Here is a 16918-nt window from a genome sequence, read left to right on the forward strand (position 1 = left end):
TAGATGAATACGTTTTAATAGAAAGTTTATAGTTAAGTGGAACACAGCCCTATTTGTGTTAGGAATGCAAACGTTAAAAAGATTATAGTGGTTTACCCTTACATGTAGCTTAAATTTGAAAAAAGAAGCGACTACAATATCGTAGTCGCTTCTTTTTTCTTTCTCTATATGGGTCAATGACTTCGTTGTTCTGAAAACCGCGTTCAAAAAATATTGAACTCATATGTTCCTGTTATGAACAGCTTATTCTAACTCATGGCATCGCACAATATCACTATTTGAATCGTTATCTTTCATGCCGAATGCAAACTGAAAAAACGTCTTGAAACTTAAGGTATATTATCCTTGAAACTCTATAGCGTTAAGCATCTTTCTTAGTTGTGGGAAACGATTGCATCTAGGTTCCCTATGAGTTGATATTCTCCTAGCCCAGCTGGAAGCAGGAAATGGGTGCCTTTTTGGATAGCATAGCAATGGTCATTATATACAATGCTTCCTTCACCTTCGATAATTGAAACTAGCAAATATTGATCTAGTACATTCCCTTTATAACTTCCTCTAATCTCCCACTTATATACATTGAAGAAAGGAGATTGGACAAGTCTGGTGATACGTGAGGGACCGAAATGGGATAGCCATTGGTTCGGTTGTTTTTCTTGGTGGGGGATGGTGGCCACTTCAACCGCTTGATCAATATGAAGTTCCCGTTTCTGTCCCTTTTCATCCACCCGGTTAAAGTCATAAACACGGTAAGTCGTATCGGAGCTTTGTTGTGTTTCCAACACAAGTGTTCCTTTCCCTATGGCATGCAGCGTTCCACTAGGTACGTAGAAAAAATCTCCAGGTTCTATAGGGATCCTCTTTAACAACTCTCCCCATTGGTCTGATCGGACCTGCTCGATGAACTGGTCTTTGTTCAACGCCGTGTGTCCGAAGATCAATTCAGCTCCTTCGTCACAATCAAGAATATACCAGCATTCTGTTTTTCCGGGCTCGCCACTGTGTATGAGGTTGTAATCATCATCAGGATGAACCTGAACAGAGAGATCCATGTTTGCATCAATGATTTTCGTGAGTAGGGGAAAATCCGATTGTTCTGGATTTCCGAACAATTCCGGATGGTCCTTCCATAAAACATCAAGAGTCTTTCCGGAATGTGCTCCATTCTCGACCACGGAAGGTCCGTTAGGGTGGGCAGAAATGGCCCAGCACTCTCCCGTTTTATTACTAGGAATAGAATAGTGAAATTGATCTTTCAAAGCTTGTCCGCCCCAAATTCTTTCTTTGAAGGTTGGTTTTAAGAATATAGGTTCCATTTATTCATTCCTCCCGGCTATTTTTTAAGAAGCAATAGTCTCCCTAATTGTTCTGCTGTTTGTTTAAGGTTTGAGTAAGTGGTTTGTGATGCCATCGCCTCATTGAGAGAAATAGGTCCTCTTACAATTGTGAAATAAGCATCAACTCCCTTGTTATGCACCTGGTCTTCCGCATCCGAAATATCTCCAGCTAACACAATTACGGAGGTGTTGCTGGTTTGAGCGAGCTTAGCAATCCCTGAAGGGGCTTTCCCCATTGAACTTTGAAAATCAAATTTTCCTTCGCCTGTGAAAACGATATCTGTATGACTTAACTTTTCTTTTAGGTTTAGTTCAGAAAGGATAAAGTCTACGCCTGCAAGCATGGGAGAGTGGAGAAAGCCTGAAAGGGCGGCTCCCAGTCCGCCTGCTGCTCCACTTCCAGGAATGATTTGCAGATCGATTCCAAGCTGATCCATGACGATAGTTGAGAAATGAGCCAGTCCTTGATCAAGGATGGTTACTTCGTCTATGTCTGCTCCTTTTTGTGGGGAAAAAACAAAGGCAGCACCATTCGGACCGTGCAAAGGGTTGTTTACATCGCATATCGTATGAAAATTTGTATGTTGTAGTAAGGGATGAGCTTGGCTGGTGTCAATTGCTGCAATTTCCTGCAAAGCTCTTCCTCCATGCCTGACCGGACAGCCTGATTTGTCGAGAAATTGAAAGCCAAGGGCCTGCAGCATACCGACACCCGCATCGGTTGTTGAACTGCCTCCAAGACCTATGATGATATCTGAGCATCCTTTTTTGATGGCGTTTGCAATCAACTCACCGACGCCGTAGGTTGTAGCTTTGAGTGGATGTAAATCACTTGGGCTCACTAGTGGGAGTCCGCAGGCTTCTGCAACTTCAATGACGGCGGTAGAGTCATTTTTGATCAGTCCATAGGAAGCATTCACAGGCTCCCCCAAGGGACCTGTGACCTGCTGATGGACCATTGTTCCACCAAGTGCGGATACCAGTGCGTCCACTGTGCCTTCCCCTCCGTCGGCAATGGGGACAGTATCAATCACAAGCTCTTTTGAAGCGAGAGTTAGACCATCAGCGATCGCTTGATTGGCTTCTTTTGATGACAAACTTCCTTTTAGTGAATCCATGGCTACAAGAATGTTCATAACTTTTTCCTCCATTTAAGTTGATAATGTTCCAAAGGAATCTGCTATAATGAATCCATTGTTATTAACGGGGTGAGACAACATGCGATTTGAAGAACGTGTTCATAAATTTGAATACAAATTGAACGATACGGATGACCAAATCATTGATTACATCAGGGAACATCACGAGGAAGTAATGCATCAATCCATCCAAAGTATTGCCTCCTATTCCTTCACGGTGCCGAATACGATTACAAGGCTTTCCAAGAAACTTGGCTATGACGGTTTCTCTCATATGAAAAATAGTCTGAAGGTTGAGTTGGAATCCCCCTACGAAGTGCCAGATGGTGATTCGTATGCTTTAATACAGAAGACCTTTGAAATTCTTGATAAGGACCGGATGCTGGATGCCGTACGTCTATTAGTTGAATCTAAACAGGTGTTACTTTTCGGAGTCGGCGATTCTTCGGATTTATGTGAAATGATGGCAAGAAATCTTAGGGTGATAGGAAAATCATCCAGTCACCATATTCATAGACATGAACTTCTTCACAGTCTGGCTCAATCCAATCATCAAAATGTCCTTTTTCTGATCAGCCTCTCAGGGGAAACACCGCTTGTATTAGAGGCAGCACAAAAAGCAAAGGAACAGGGAATTCCTATTATTTCCTTGACGCATTTTACGAAGAATCAACTACAGTCCATGGCGACAATCAACTTGTACTGCTATGCACCGAAGAAAACGAAAAACGGATATAACATTACAGCTCGAACTCCGGTTTTAGTTGTTTTGGAGACATTATCGCAGTATTTTTGGAATCATTATTAAAATTGTTAGCGCATACACAAGAAAACATTTTTTCAATTGAATCGTGTGTAAAAATAAGAAGAATCGATCTTCTTATTTTTTTTTTGGTAGGATGATGGCAAGTGATGAAAACACTTACAACAACGGAGGTGTAATCTATTGGAACTGAGTAAATTAACGTCACCTAATCTGCTGAGGACAAAATTAAAACTTCAATCAAAGAAAGAAGCGATTGACTACTTAGTGAAGCAGCTAGATGACGAGGGGAAATTGAAATCTAAAGAGGGATTTTTGAAAGCGGTTTATGACCGGGAAGAATTGTCACCTACTGGATTCGAAGGTGGATTGGCCATTCCACATGGGAAATCGCCTTCTGTAAAAGAAGCTGCCTTTGCCGTAGCAACGATTGAGAATCCAATAACGGATTGGGAAAGCCTTGATCCAACTAATCAAGTGGAGTTAGTCATTCTTCTGGCAATTCCTGATGAAGAGGCAGGATCCACCCATTTATCACTATTATCTGAATTTATGACACGACTTTCAGACCCTTCTTATAAAGAGGGACTGTTAAAAGCAGAATCAAGTGAAGAACTATTTAAACAATTGGATAATTTTGAACAAGAAGAAGAGCAGGAAGAAGAGAAGACGAAGACTGAAGAAAGTCGAACCATCCTCGCTGTGACAGCCTGTCCTGCAGGTATTGCCCATACTTATATGGCTGCAGAAGCCTTGACAAAAGCAGGGAAAGAGCTTGGCGTTCACGTCTACGTCGAGAAGCAGGGGGCAAACGGCATTGAAGACCGCCATTCCTCTGAAAAATTGAAGAAAGCCGATGCGGTCATCTTTGCAAATGATGTTGCAGTGAAAGATGAAGAGCGTTTCTCTCACTTGCCTAAAGTGAAAGCTGCTGTAGCTGCGCCGTTGCGCGATGCCAAAGGTTTGTTAACAAAAGCAATTGAGAAAGCAGAGAAATATCCTAAAGGAGAATATAAAGAGGAGATAGATACTGGATCAGATGCCGAAGAATCGGATCATAAGAAATTCAAGACCGAAATCAAGGATTCTATCCTAACTGGTATTTCTTACATTATTCCGATCATTGTTGCAGGGGGGATGACTCTTGCTGCAGCGGTTTTAATTTCTCAAGCATTTAATCTGCAGGGTGTATATGAAACAGAAGGTTCATGGCTCTGGCTGCTAAGGCAGCTGGGTGGAGGATTGCTTAGTCAGTTGATGGTACCGATATTGGCAGCGTACATGGCTTACTCTATTGCGGATAAGCCGGCTCTTGGACCTGGTTTTGCTGCAGGAGTTGCGGCGAATTTAATTGGATCCGGATTCCTTGGTGGAATGCTCGGCGGGTTCTTGGCTGGTTTCTTCCTTAAATTTTTGAAGAAAAACATCCAGCCTAAAGGTACATTTGCTGGCTTCATCAGTTTCTGGGTTTACCCGGTACTCGGTACTTTAGCGGTTGGCTCCATTATGTTGTTTGTTATTGGAGAGCCGCTGGCATGGCTGAACAATGGACTGATAGACTGGCTCGGTAGTTTGTCAGGTGCCAACGCCTTAATTTTAGGAGCTATTTTAGGGGGAATGGCATCGTTTGATTTAGGTGGTCCCGTGAATAAAGCGGCTTACACCTTCTGTATCGGAGCGATGGCAAGTGGAAACTTCATTCCTTACGCTGCTTTTGCCTCTGTGAAAATGGTTTCTGCTTTTGCTGTAACAGGAGCAACGATTATAGGAAAACAGTACTTTTCACTTCAAGAACAAGAGATTGGGAAGCAGACGTGGTTATTGGGGCTCGCCGGAATCACCGAAGGTGCTATTCCATTTATGATTAATGATCCTTTGCGGGTTATTCCTTCCTTAGTTGCGGGTTCTGCTGTAACAGGAGCGATTGTAGCGTACTTTGACCTTGGACTGAATGTACCTGGAGCTGGAATCTTCTCTCTTGCTCTGTTACAAGGAAAACCAATTTTACTAGGCGCCAGCATCTGGTTGGGAGCAGCTATATTTGGAGCGCTCATTTCAATGATTCTGCTGATCATAACCAGAAAAAGCAAACTTGCAAAAGAAGAACGTCTTGCTGCATAAAAGCACACGTAAATCGTTACTGAACGTATCTTAGGAGGATGGTTATAAATGAAAAAAGCACATATCGTACCCCATATGCATTGGGATAGAGAATGGTATTTTTCTACGGAAGAATCTCGTATTCTATTAGTTAATAATATGGAAGAAATTATGGAGAAGCTGGAGAATGATCCGGAGTATCCCTATTACGTATTGGATGGACAAACATCGATATTAGAAGACTATTTCGCAGTGAAACCAGATAGTAAAGAGCGTGTGAAAAAGCTGGTACAGGAAGGGAAGTTAATTATCGGCCCCTGGTACACACAAACAGATGAGATGGTTGTCGGAGGAGAATCAATTGTTCGAAACCTTCTTTACGGCCACATCGACTCTAAGGAATTCGGTGCTCCCATGAAAATCGGTTACTTGCCCGATTCTTTTGGACAATCCTCACAAATGCCGCAAATCTTTAATGGATTTGACATCAAGTACTCCATTTTCTGGAGAGGTGCCTCTGAGCGACATGGTACGGATAAGACGGAATTTCATTGGGAAAGCGATGATGGTTCCCGTGTCCTAGTCCAGCTGTTCCCTTTAGGCTACGCGATTGGCAAGTACCTGCCGGAGGATGAAGAAGCTCTCCAAAAAAGAATGGATAAATACTTTAGTGTATTGGACAGAGGTGCAACAACGGATCATATCATTCTTCCGAACGGTCATGATCAAATGCCTATCCAAAAAAATATCCATTTAATCATTGAAAAGCTTCAACGTCTATATCCTGATCGGGAGTTCTTTTTGAGCCGTTTTGAAAATGTGTTTGAAGAACTTGAAAAAAATGATGATCTTTCTGTCCTGTCAGGGGAGTTTCTTGATGGAAAATATATGAGGGTTCACCGAAGCATCTACTCTACCCGAAATGATATTAAGACAGCCAATACAAGAGTGGAGAACAAGCTGACTCATGAACTTGAGCCACTAGCTTCTCTAGCCTATTCCCTAGGTTTTGAGTATCATCATGGTCTCATTGAATTGATTTGGAAGGAAATAATGAAAAACCATGCCCATGACAGTATAGGGTGTTGTTGTTCAGATAAAGTTCATAAGGAAATTACCAATCGTCTTTTCATGGCTGAAGAGAAAACAGATCAGCTCATTGAGTTTTACAAGCGTAAAATTACCGATGCCATCCCAAATGAATCCGGTCACGATGTCATTACAGCATTCAACCTTCTCCCTTATGAACGGGAGGAAGTGGTGACAACTGAAGTCGTGACGAAGCTCAACGCTTTCACTCTGAAAGATTCGGAGGGGCATGTCATTCCTTTTGAAGTGCTTGAGAAAGAGGAACTTGATCCTGGGTTGATCGATAGACAGATTGTCCACTATGGAAATTATGATCCTTTCTATCAACTTAAAATACAATGGAGAGATACGCTTCCTTCAATGGGATATAAAACGTATTGGGTAGTACCTGAGGAAGGTCATTTGGAAGCACATCCTATGCAGGAGTCTCATGAACATTTAGTAGAGACAGATCGATATCGTATAAAAGTTAATCCAAATGGATCTTTAAAAATATTCGACAAACAAAGCGCAACTGAAATGGATCATGTCCTGCTTTTAGAGGATGGTGGAGACGATGGGGATGAGTATGACTATTCCCCACTTGAGAACGAAGAATTAATCTACAGTGATCAAACGGCAGCAGAAATAAGCGTTCATCAGAACGAACTGTTCGTAGATATGAATATTTTAGTAGATTTGAAGGTTCCACAGAACTTAGAAAGTCGAAAGCAAAACAAAAAGGATAGCCATGTTTCTGTCCGCTGGTCTATCCGAGTGCCAAAACATAAATCGGTCATTGAAATTAAGGCTGAGATTGACAATCAGGCAGAAGATCACCGGCTGCGTGCTTTCATACCTACAGAAATCGCATCTTCCCTGTCCTGGTCAGACAACCAATTCGGTTTAATCAAAAGAGGAGTTGTAGACAGTGCAATGGAGTATTGGGAACAGGAAGACTGGGATGAGAGACCTGATTCCATCTATCCGATGCTATCTTTTGTTGGGTTGTCTGATGATCAAAGAGGAGTGACATTGTTAACGAACAGTACACGTGAATATGAGATTGTCGGAGACTCATTTGATACAATTGCAGTCACCTTGTTCCGGAGTGTTGGGGTACTAGGAAAGGAAGAATTGCTGAGGAGACTAGGGCGCCCATCAGGAATCAAGCTCCCGACACCAGATTCTCAAATGATTGGGAAGCTGGAGCTTGATTTTGCTTTGGTTATGCACGAAGGAACGGTAGCAGAAGCGAATGCAGGTCGTATTGCCAAGGAATATACGACGCCAATTCATACGTATAACAAAATTCCTTACAACGCTATGAAACTAAATGAATCCAATGTGATCACGCCAGTATCTTATAGTCTCCTTAGAGAGAATACAGATACTTCCGTTCTAAGCACATTGAAAAAAGCAGAGGGGGAAGACAGGCTGTTGCTAAGGTTTTATAATCCAACTGAACAAGTAACACAGCATGCTTTTGAACTTTCCAAATTTGCAAATCAGATTGATGAAGCCAAACTTAATGAAGAGCCTATGGAAAACGTATCACATCAAGATGGAAATCTATTGGTATCATTAAAACCAAATGAAGTGACTTCCATTCTATTTTAAGGTATTTAATCCCGTCCTTTCAGTTTCACATGAAGGGCCGGGATTACTTTATTACCAAAAAAGGAAATGCACAGGAAATTCCGATAACATTTGGGGTAGTACAAATATCAAATTATCTATTGTAATTTAAGGTTCTTATTCTATGGATGTAAAACATTGTATCCTTGCAAAATACTTCCCTCCTTATCCACGGGTGTACAGTTGGTGTTTAATCTAGCTATATAATATGAAGAGGGAATCTACCGGAAAGTAGAATTCATTGGTAAAAGATGATGTGTTATTCCATTCATATATTTCCAATGCTGTAACCACATTTATTTGGGGGAAGGTTCCACTCTATAATATTTTTCTTAACCATAAAAGCCACTTCTGCTTGCTTAGCCAGAAGTGGCTTTTGACTTTTAATTAATGAACAGAAGAGAAGCACTTTACACTAGTGTGTTCATAGATACTTAGCAATTCCACACTTATTTCACGGATAAGCATGGGGAGCGTATCAAATGAGTAAGGCTTGTGAACACGTTCCGTCCATTTATGCCCGTCCTTTCCGTAGACCCCCATGTTTACTGAAGGAATGTTCAAATCACGAATCTCCTTAATCGGGAGGGGATACGTGTACTCATAATCTGGAAAGTTTTGCAGTAAAGAAGAGATCTCTTCGTCGGATTCATGGAGTGACAGGAAGCTTCCATCGCTCAGATAGGGAAAGAACCGCTTGATAGCAAATGATTCTCCTGTTTGTTCTTGAGTCTTCGATAAGTTCGCTTGAATGACTTCCAAGAGCGTTTGATCTCTTGAATTGTCAGCTTGCAAGTAATTATGCGGAAGATAGGGAGGTCCGAAAAACAGAAGAACTCTGGGCTTTTTATCAGGATCTAGCAGTTGTAATGTCTCCACTATTTTAAAACCCTTTATTCTGGGTTCTAGATTCTTGTACTGAACCCCAGCCTTGCGTATGATGTCAGCAACCTCGATCCCTTGTGAACGTAAGTATTGGATGTATTCTTCAAGGGTCTGAACATCTATCCCCCAGGACTGACTATAATTAGGAATGCCCACCTGCTTTGTGAATGCCTCATAGGAAGAGGCGAGTTTGTGTGTCACTTCTTCACAGGCTTCTTCTGTAATAACCTTTAACTTATCCATGACATCCTTGGCTGAAAGTTCATAAATAAAATAATTAAAATAAAGCTGGCTGCTCTTGGCTGTTTGAACATTGTAACGCTCTTTTTGATCTTTAGCATACAAACAAGACGGAGGTAAGATGTGTTCCCCTTTAATATCCTCCGTTAATTCTAAGTTATTGTTGATTCGACGGTTAATTTCAGCAGATACAAGTGTAGAATCTATTCCGGACAGCGTATCTCCCACATGAGTTTCTCTTCCGTATATATAGAAACAAGGAAGTAGTTTCCCTGCTGAACCGGTGTAAATGTAACGATTAGGGTCTTGATCATATTGGGGAGAGATAAAATCTGTATTCACAGCCATAATGTAATCTAAGTTTTCTTCAGATTTTAGTCGATTTAATTCAGGAATAGATGAAATGACACCACTATGCTGGCTTTCTTCGTCAGGATTTATCATGAGCAATAGGTTACCGGGAAGTTCATCTATGTGTTCTGAAAAATAAAGAAGGTTAGCGATGTGAACGGCGATCCCGCTTTTCATATCTAATGCTCCTCTTCCGAATAGCCACTCTCCGGATTGAGCATCTTCTCTTGCTTTTGAATCGAAGGCATAGTTTTTAAAGAAGTTTTCAAGAATGGTAGGATCACAGGCACTAGGCTTTAATGATCCGTAATCGTCTGTTCCTACTGTGTCCATGTGGGCGTGGTACACGATGGTTTGTTTGTGACCCTTATGACTTTTTAATAAGGCGAATATGTTTTTTCTCTTATGCTCATCATCAGGTACATGGACCTCAAATGTATGTTCCGGATGTTTTGAAAAGTAAGGGAATGACAGCAAGATCTTTTTAATGACGTTTGCCACATTGGCTTCTCCACTTGTTCCGTTTACACTTTCAACTTCGATAAGTGCACGTGAAATGGCTTCAACTTGTTTAGATAGGGGCAAATCCTTAATTTGATTATACATCGGTTCTCCACCTTTCCATATAAGATCTGAATTTCAAACGGATATTGTAGTGCAATATTGTACTACAATTTTGCACTACAATAATAACATTATAGTCACTTATTTTTCCCTTGTGAACCCGAGTGGATATTATTTTGGAAAGATCACATAGTTGGCAGGCGTTTTGTTTTTACTTAATAAAACTTATAATAAGGATAATGATTTCATTTTAAGATGGGAGAGATATTCCTGTGGGGACAAAAAAACCTGTGGAGAAAATAATTGTTGAAAAAATAAAACAAGCAATATTAGAACGAGAGCTGGCCCCAGGAACACAATTGAGAGAATCAGTGATTGCGAAAAAGCTGAATACGAGTAGGACGCCAATTCGTAATGCTTATCGGAAGTTAGAGGAAGAGGGGTATGTATATATCATCCCAAACCGTGGAGCCTATGTGATCCAGCCAGATATAAATGATCTTCTTCAAGCGTTTGAATTGAGAGTTGAACTGGAGTGTGTCGCTGCTAAGTTCGGATTGCAAAAAGTGACAGAAACGGATGTTATATATTTGAAGAACCTGATGAGGGATGAAGTAGAAGCCTACAAAACAAAGGATAGTGCTCAATATATTGAAATCAATAAGCGTTTTCATCTTTTACTTGCTGAAAAAAGCGGGAATAAATTTGCTATTGAATTCTTACATAAAGTCATTGATCAGGTGGATATCTATTTGAGGATTTATAATGTTATTGATTATAAGAGTGGAGAAGATAACCAAAGCTTGAGGAAGCATGAAGAAATCATTCAAGCTATAGAGCAAAGAGACCTTTCTGTGGTTCAAAAGTTATTGACGGAACACCTCGAGACCACTTTAACGACATTAAAAGGAACAGCAGAAGGTTATAAGTCTCTAGATGATATGCTGTGATTGTGAGGAGACTCACGAATTAAAGAGGACCTGTAAAAAGGGCAGTCCTGTAACTTTGAATTCCTTATGTTTGAGTGCCCATTCGGGTATAGCTTCTTTTGCTTCTTTTGGATTTAACTTTATTACAGCTATTTGATTTGAAATGACAGATAAATTCATTAGATTTCCTCCGTTCCTTGAAATAGTTTTGAAAATGCAAAAGCCCGGAAGATATCATTACTGATACCTCCCGGGCTTTTGTCCTCCGGTCCACAGGATACTTGTGTGTTCCCACTCGGACCGGACCGTAAAAACAAAACGCGGAACCCTAGGGAACTCTTTTACCTTATATATATATGATCTAAATGGACCGCAGAATTGTCAAATAATCGTTATATCGTATAGGAATCATTGAATCGCATGAAAATAGGAAAATAACCTTTGATGTCCATTTGCTGTCGTCCGCCCATTTTATTTGAAATTCTCTACAACAATTTTACCTATAGAGGAACCGGATTCTAGTAATTGGTGCGCTTGTTTTAAATTTTGTGCATTGATCGGAGAGAGTCGCTTGTTCAATGTTGTTTTTATTTCACTTTGATCGATTAAATCTGCTACCTCATTCAATAGGTTGTGCTGTTCAATCATGTCGTCCGTTTGGAACATAGCCCGAGTAAACATAAGTTCCCACACAAACGTCACGCTTTTCTGTTGCAATAAGGTTAAATCGACCGGTTCATCTGTTTCCACGATTGAACAGATCTTACCTTGAGGAGCAACAGAATCAGCCATATGATCCCAATGTTTTTCTGTAGCATTAAGACAGAAAATATAATCCACGTTCGTAATCCCTAATTCTCTTAACTGTGGGGTGAATGCTTTATAGTGGTTAATGGTATGATCCGCGCCAAGACCTAGCACCCATTCTTCCGTCTCGGGTCTGGAAGCAGTACCTACGACTGTCAATCCTGCTTTTTTAGCGAGTTGTGTCGCGATTGACCCTACGCCACCTGCTGCTCCAATAATAAGAATGGACTTATTTTGATTATTGATAGGTTCTGAACTGATATTCAAGCGCTCAAACAAACCTTCGTAGGCTGTTATAGATGTGAGGGGAAGAGCGGCTGATTCAGCAAAAGATAAAGTTTCTGGTTTCTTTCCAACGATTCGCTCATCAATAAGGTGAAACTCACTGTTCCCTCCTTGACGTGTGATGTCTCCCGCATAATATACTTCATCCCCTGGCTGGAATAGCGTACTATCCGGACCTACTTCTTCTACAATCCCTGAAACATCCCACCCAAGAATTTTAGGCTCTTCTTCCTTCTCGCCATTGGAGGCGCGTATTTTATAATCGACAGGATTCACGCCTACAGCTTTCACACGAACTAATAAATCTCTATTGTGGGCTTTAGGCTTTTCTACTTCTAGGTCTAATAAACTGTCTTGATGATCAATGGGTAAATGTTCATAAAGTCCAACGGCTTTCATTTTGGTCATAGTGTAAACACATCCTTCAATTAATTTAAAAACAAACCACCCGTTTGGAATCATCCATAGCTTCGAATGTTCCAATAGGAGTAAGTTGAATTTTCATCTACAAATAAAGCATAGTATATATTCTCAACAAACATAAGTACGCACATTTTTGTTTTGTAGTATCATTTTTTATACCTAAGGATAATTTCCTTCAGCGTCTCCCTGGTTGCAAGGATGATATGTTACCTTATTAAGGGTAAATAATAATCGTAACTAAAGGAAAAGTAACTAAGTATAATATCTATACTAAGAGGTGGTAGAAGTGAGAGCTAATGACAAAGGATCAGAAACGCACAAGCGATTCTTGAATTGTTATTCTTGTCCAGTAGAAGGGACCGTTGATGTAATCGGGGGCAAATGGAAAAGTGTCATCATCTATCATTTGCTGGATGGAAAGAAGAGATTTAATGAATTGAAAAAGCTGAACAGCGGGATAACCCAAAGAATGTTAACATTACAGCTCAGAGAAATGGAGAGAGATGGCATTGTGCATAGGGAAGTGTATCCGGTCGTTCCTCCAAAAGTAGAATATTCCCTAACTGATTTTGGACAGTCACTAGAGCCGATTATCCAGTTGATGTTTGATTGGGGCGAACAACATGTGGAAACAGTTTTAAATCTCAGAAAAAAAGAGGATGAATGAAGTAAGCTGTGAAAAGGTAAGGGTAGTACTTTCTTTTGTTTACTGGATCTTTATGGAAATGTCACCTTTGTGAAGTAGTGGGGCTTAAGCTATGATGTGGAACTAGTTTCAAGCAAATCATTTCACTCTTATAAGAGTATTGGTGTAAATATAAAAGAGAGAAGAATGAATTTGGAAGTTAAAGTAATAATGAAATTGGAGGGGATCGAATGGAATATAATATAACGGCAGCAACAGGTCATCTTGGCGAGAAAATTACCGAAGAACTACTTAAGCTAGTTCCGAAAAAAGATGCTGCAATCACTGTGCGTAACCCAGATAAAGCAAAGCAATTATTTGGAGATGACATAAATATAAAAAAAGCGGATTATAATTCTGAAGAGGAAATGACCAGTGCGTTTACGGGTACGGATGTCTTAATTTATATCCCTAGTTTTACTTTCCCAAGTCACGTTAGAATTTTAGAATTTGAAAAAGCCGTTAATGCTGCTGAAAAAGCAAATGTTAAACAATTCATATTTGTAGGATTTATGGCAGATCATGAAAATAGTCCCTTCAAGATGAGCCCGTTCTTTGGTTATGTACCTCGGAGGTTGGCTTCAAGCGAATTAAAATACACGTTGACCCGTAATGCGATGTATGCAGACCCTTTACCCCCTTATCTACCGGAATTAGTCGAAAAGGGTTCCTTACCTTACCCGGCGGGTGACGGTAAGATAAACTTTGTATCAAGACAGGATATTGCAAAAGCGGTTGCACAAATTGCCATTCGTCCAGAATTACATGGGGAAAAGTACACTCTAACTGGTGATAAAGACTATTCTATGGAGGAGCTAGCGTCTATCCTTAGCGATATTAGCGGTGAAACCATCTCTTATTCTCCGATAAGTAATCAAGAGTTCGCTGAGACTTATGATGAACCCAAAGGTTTCGGACCCACTCTTACTTCCTTGTACTCGGCGGCTAGTCGTCATTTAATGGATGAGACAACAAATGATATTGAGTTCATTACAGGTGAACCACCTGAGAATTTAAAACATTTTATAAAACGAAATTATAAAATGTAGCAGTTATTTTATATCACGTCTTACTTAAAGATAAAAAGGAAAATACTTTTTTTCATCAACAACAAGATACAGAATAAAGAAAAAGTCGATACCTCCCCTAGGAGGTATCGACTTTTTGGCCTTTCCCACAATTGAAGATTCTTCTTAGAGCAGATCAAATGATTATTTCATACTCTTTTTATCCTTGTGGCAAGGTTGTTGCAAAGCTGAGTAGGGAAAGTTCCAAGGGCTTAAGCATTAGCTCCTTCCCTTCTTAGCTTTACAAGAGCTTTTATTCTGTTTGTTAAGAGACAACATTTTCTGCATGGTTTCGAAACAATGTCTTGTCTTCTCGATGGTGAGTAAATATTGTTAGTCCAATACCTATGATCATAAACCCGCCTGAAATCAAGGTGAGCCATTCATAGGAAAAGCCATTTTGCAACAACATGGATCCTAGAGAGGAACCAATGAAGCTCGACAAGTTAAATGCTGATGCTGCTATCGTTCCAGAAAGTAAAGGTGCTTCTGTTGCGGCCATGACAATCTTTGAATTAAATATGGGGGTTGTGCCAAATGTTCCTGCCCCTAGTAAGAAACACATCAAAAATCCCATGACTGGTATATGAAGCAACAGAGTAAAGGTTGACAATACAATCGACAAAAATACGAAAGACGCCAGTAACCATTGGGTGAGCCGGTTTGGATGTATTCTGCCACAAACCATATTTCCCATGACTCCTCCCAAACCAAAGCAGAACAACCCAATACTTACCTCTATTAATCCAAAATTCCCAAACTCCCTAAGCATCGGTTCTACATAGGCATAAGTGATGAATACTCCTGAGAACCCGAATAAAATGACGGCAATAATCATGAGTACATTCTTATTTTTCAGGACCTTCAGTTCAGTTTTTAAATCAGGAAGTTGGGCAGGTCTTATATTAGGTGTAGTGAAAACAATCCCTAGAAGCGTGAGTACTCCTAAACTCGCCATTATCCAGAAAACGATTCTCCAGTCTAGCACACCACCAATTAGAGTCCCAAGAGGTACCCCGATCATTATAGCGAGGGATAGTCCGGACTGGACACGGGCCATTGCATTAGTTCCCTTCTTAGATCCTGCGATGTTAAAGGCAATCATCATACAAAGCCCAAAAAAAGGTGCATGCATAGAAGAAGAGAGTAGGCGTGAGAACATTAACACCTCGAAGCTTCCTGCAGTAGCAGCAATCACATTACTAAGAATGAAGACAGACATCAAGCTGATTAGTAATAGTTTTGGTGGGTAATTTATTGTACCCAGTCTAAGAATCGGCCCGAAGAAAGCGACTCCGACCGCATACATACTTAGTAATAAACCAGATGTTGAGATGGTAACATCAAATTCATTAGACAGTTGACTAAGCAAACCAGTCACAACATTACCTGTCATTCCTAAAGCAAAGGTACCTAGCACAAATACTGTTATTACTTTTTTAGATGAAGAATTGAAATTCAAAGTCTCCCCCTCGCATTATTTTTCGAATTTATAAAATACTTCATCATGATAACACATTGACTTCGAGCTACAAAAGCTGTCTTTAAGCTGTTTTTGAGCTGATTAGTTCTGTTTTTTTCTTGAAACTTCTCTACAACCAAGTTAATATGAACGGATATTGAAAATTCAGGAAAGAGGTGTATGAAGTGAAACGTTTCTTCCATTGAGTGTTTTTGAAGAGAGTGTTCCAAGTCAATCGTAGCTACCTGAGAAGCATGTATTACACAGCAGGCATTGTTATTCTCACGATGGGTATTGCTTTGACAATTCAGTCAAAGTTAGGTGCTTCCCCGTTTGATGCGCTCCTCGTCGGCTTATACCGGACGTATGGTTTAACGATTGGAAGCTGGGAAATCGTTGTTGGTTTTTCGATGATCATCGTCAATTCCATTGCTGAAAAGAGGCGGCCGGAATTCATTGCTTTGCTTACCTCATTCTTAACAGGAGTAGGTATCGATTTTTGGGTCCATAGCTTCAAGGGATGGATTGAGCCGGAAACAGTTATGGCTCAATATTTATGTTTACTTCTTGGGTTAGTCATTCTTAGTTTAGGCATTGCCGTCAATCTGCAAGCTGACTTTGCTCCCAATCCGTTTGACCGCATGATGCTTGTTTTAAGAAAATTAACTGGGTTGAATGTTTCTTACTCAAGAGCCATTATCAGTATCGTTCTCGTTCTGATCGCTGGTTTCTATGGAGGGGCAATAGGTGTGGGGACGCTAATTATCGCAATTCTTAGTGGCGTAGTGATTCATTATTTTATGGGGTATATAAACGGTTTGGACGGATGGCTGTCCAGGAAACTCCCAACGTACCATAATCAATAAGATATTTGTATTATTTGTATTTATGCTTCACTCATTCCTTTCGACCAAAAGGATTCGTAGTGATTCCGTATATCCCATTAAAGTTATATGAAAAAAAGCAGGAATAAATTAAAGAAAGTTTAAGAAAAAGTTTTTACACATTCAATAGTATCATGGTGCATTTCTCTATTAAGGAAGTGCACTTTTTTTATTCATTTGAATTCATCCCCTTTAACTAAGAGCGAAAAAAGATTTGTACAAATGATGAGGGACTAACAAAATCCGTTAGAAAATCTTGTATAATGGGTATGAAGTATAAATCAGTGGACA

Annotated in this window: 13 protein-coding genes; 7 read left to right on the plus strand and 6 right to left on the minus strand. The window is 40.2% G+C overall.

Annotation, left to right across the window (positions count from 1 at the left end; translation table 11 throughout):
* Positions 1-374 precede the first annotated feature (374 nt).
* Together manA and LC065_RS13735 are read right to left on the minus strand one after the other, a co-directional pair.
* Positions 375-1316 carry a mannose-6-phosphate isomerase, class I gene (gene manA / locus LC065_RS13730; RefSeq protein ID WP_226590076.1) on the minus strand — a complete coding sequence of 314 codons (942 nt, stop codon included), beginning with the start codon at positions 1314-1316 and terminating at the stop codon, positions 375-377.
* 17 nt (positions 1317-1333) lie between these two features.
* Positions 1334-2473: a glycerate kinase family protein gene (locus LC065_RS13735; protein ID WP_226590073.1), complete on the minus strand. Its 1140-nt coding sequence runs from the start codon at positions 2471-2473 to the stop codon at positions 1334-1336.
* Positions 2474-2555: 82 nt separating this feature from the next.
* On the opposite strand from LC065_RS13735, the gene LC065_RS13740 reads away from it, so the two are divergent.
* From LC065_RS13740 to mngB, 3 genes are all read left to right on the plus strand, one after another.
* On the plus strand, positions 2556-3284 hold the full coding sequence (locus LC065_RS13740) for a MurR/RpiR family transcriptional regulator (RefSeq protein ID WP_226590070.1): 729 nt from the start codon (positions 2556-2558) through the stop codon (positions 3282-3284).
* Positions 3285-3422: 138 nt separating this feature from the next.
* Positions 3423-5360 (plus strand): PTS 2-O-a-mannosyl-D-glycerate transporter subunit IIABC, encoded by a 1938-nt coding sequence (gene mngA, locus LC065_RS13745; protein ID WP_226590067.1) that lies wholly within the window; start codon positions 3423-3425, stop codon positions 5358-5360.
* A gap of 48 nt (positions 5361-5408) precedes the next feature.
* Positions 5409-8027 carry a mannosylglycerate hydrolase gene (gene mngB, locus LC065_RS13750; RefSeq protein ID WP_306163485.1) on the plus strand — a complete coding sequence of 873 codons (2619 nt, stop codon included), beginning with the start codon at positions 5409-5411 and terminating at the stop codon, positions 8025-8027.
* A 405-nt stretch (positions 8028-8432) separates the two neighbouring features.
* On the opposite strand, the gene LC065_RS13755 is transcribed toward mngB, so the two are convergent.
* Positions 8433-10127, minus strand: coding sequence for a M20/M25/M40 family metallo-hydrolase (locus LC065_RS13755; protein ID WP_226590061.1), 1695 nt, complete (start codon positions 10125-10127; stop codon positions 8433-8435).
* Between the two features lie 230 nt (positions 10128-10357).
* On the opposite strand from LC065_RS13755, the gene LC065_RS13760 reads away from it, so the two are divergent.
* Positions 10358-11035 (plus strand): GntR family transcriptional regulator, encoded by a 678-nt coding sequence (locus LC065_RS13760; protein WP_226590058.1) that lies wholly within the window; start codon positions 10358-10360, stop codon positions 11033-11035.
* 12 nt (positions 11036-11047) lie between these two features.
* Here the strand turns inward: LC065_RS13760 and LC065_RS13765 are convergent, their stop codons facing one another.
* Positions 11048-11194 (minus strand): hypothetical protein, encoded by a 147-nt coding sequence (locus LC065_RS13765; protein ID WP_226590056.1) that lies wholly within the window; start codon positions 11192-11194, stop codon positions 11048-11050.
* Positions 11195-11485: 291 nt separating this feature from the next.
* Positions 11486-12514, minus strand: coding sequence for a zinc-binding alcohol dehydrogenase family protein (locus LC065_RS13770; protein ID WP_226590054.1), 1029 nt, complete (start codon positions 12512-12514; stop codon positions 11486-11488).
* 301 nt (positions 12515-12815) lie between these two features.
* On the opposite strand from LC065_RS13770, the gene LC065_RS13775 reads away from it, so the two are divergent.
* On the plus strand, positions 12816-13196 hold the full coding sequence (locus tag LC065_RS13775) for a winged helix-turn-helix transcriptional regulator (protein ID WP_226590052.1): 381 nt from the start codon (positions 12816-12818) through the stop codon (positions 13194-13196).
* Between the two features lie 209 nt (positions 13197-13405).
* Positions 13406-14263 (plus strand): SDR family oxidoreductase, encoded by an 858-nt coding sequence (locus tag LC065_RS13780; protein ID WP_226590050.1) that lies wholly within the window; start codon positions 13406-13408, stop codon positions 14261-14263.
* A 283-nt stretch (positions 14264-14546) separates the two neighbouring features.
* Here the strand turns inward: LC065_RS13780 and LC065_RS13785 are convergent, their stop codons facing one another.
* Positions 14547-15743, minus strand: a complete 1197-nt coding sequence (locus LC065_RS13785; protein ID WP_226590048.1) for an MFS transporter — start codon at positions 15741-15743, stop codon at positions 14547-14549.
* A gap of 221 nt (positions 15744-15964) precedes the next feature.
* Between LC065_RS13785 and LC065_RS13790 the strand changes: the two genes are divergently transcribed.
* On the plus strand, positions 15965-16609 hold the full coding sequence (locus LC065_RS13790) for a YczE/YyaS/YitT family protein (protein ID WP_226590047.1): 645 nt from the start codon (positions 15965-15967) through the stop codon (positions 16607-16609).
* Positions 16610-16918: the final 309 nt, after the last annotated feature.

It is taken from the genome of Halobacillus litoralis (genome assembly GCF_020524085.2).
Lineage (GTDB): Bacteria > Bacillota > Bacilli > Bacillales > Halobacillaceae > Halobacillus > Halobacillus litoralis_E.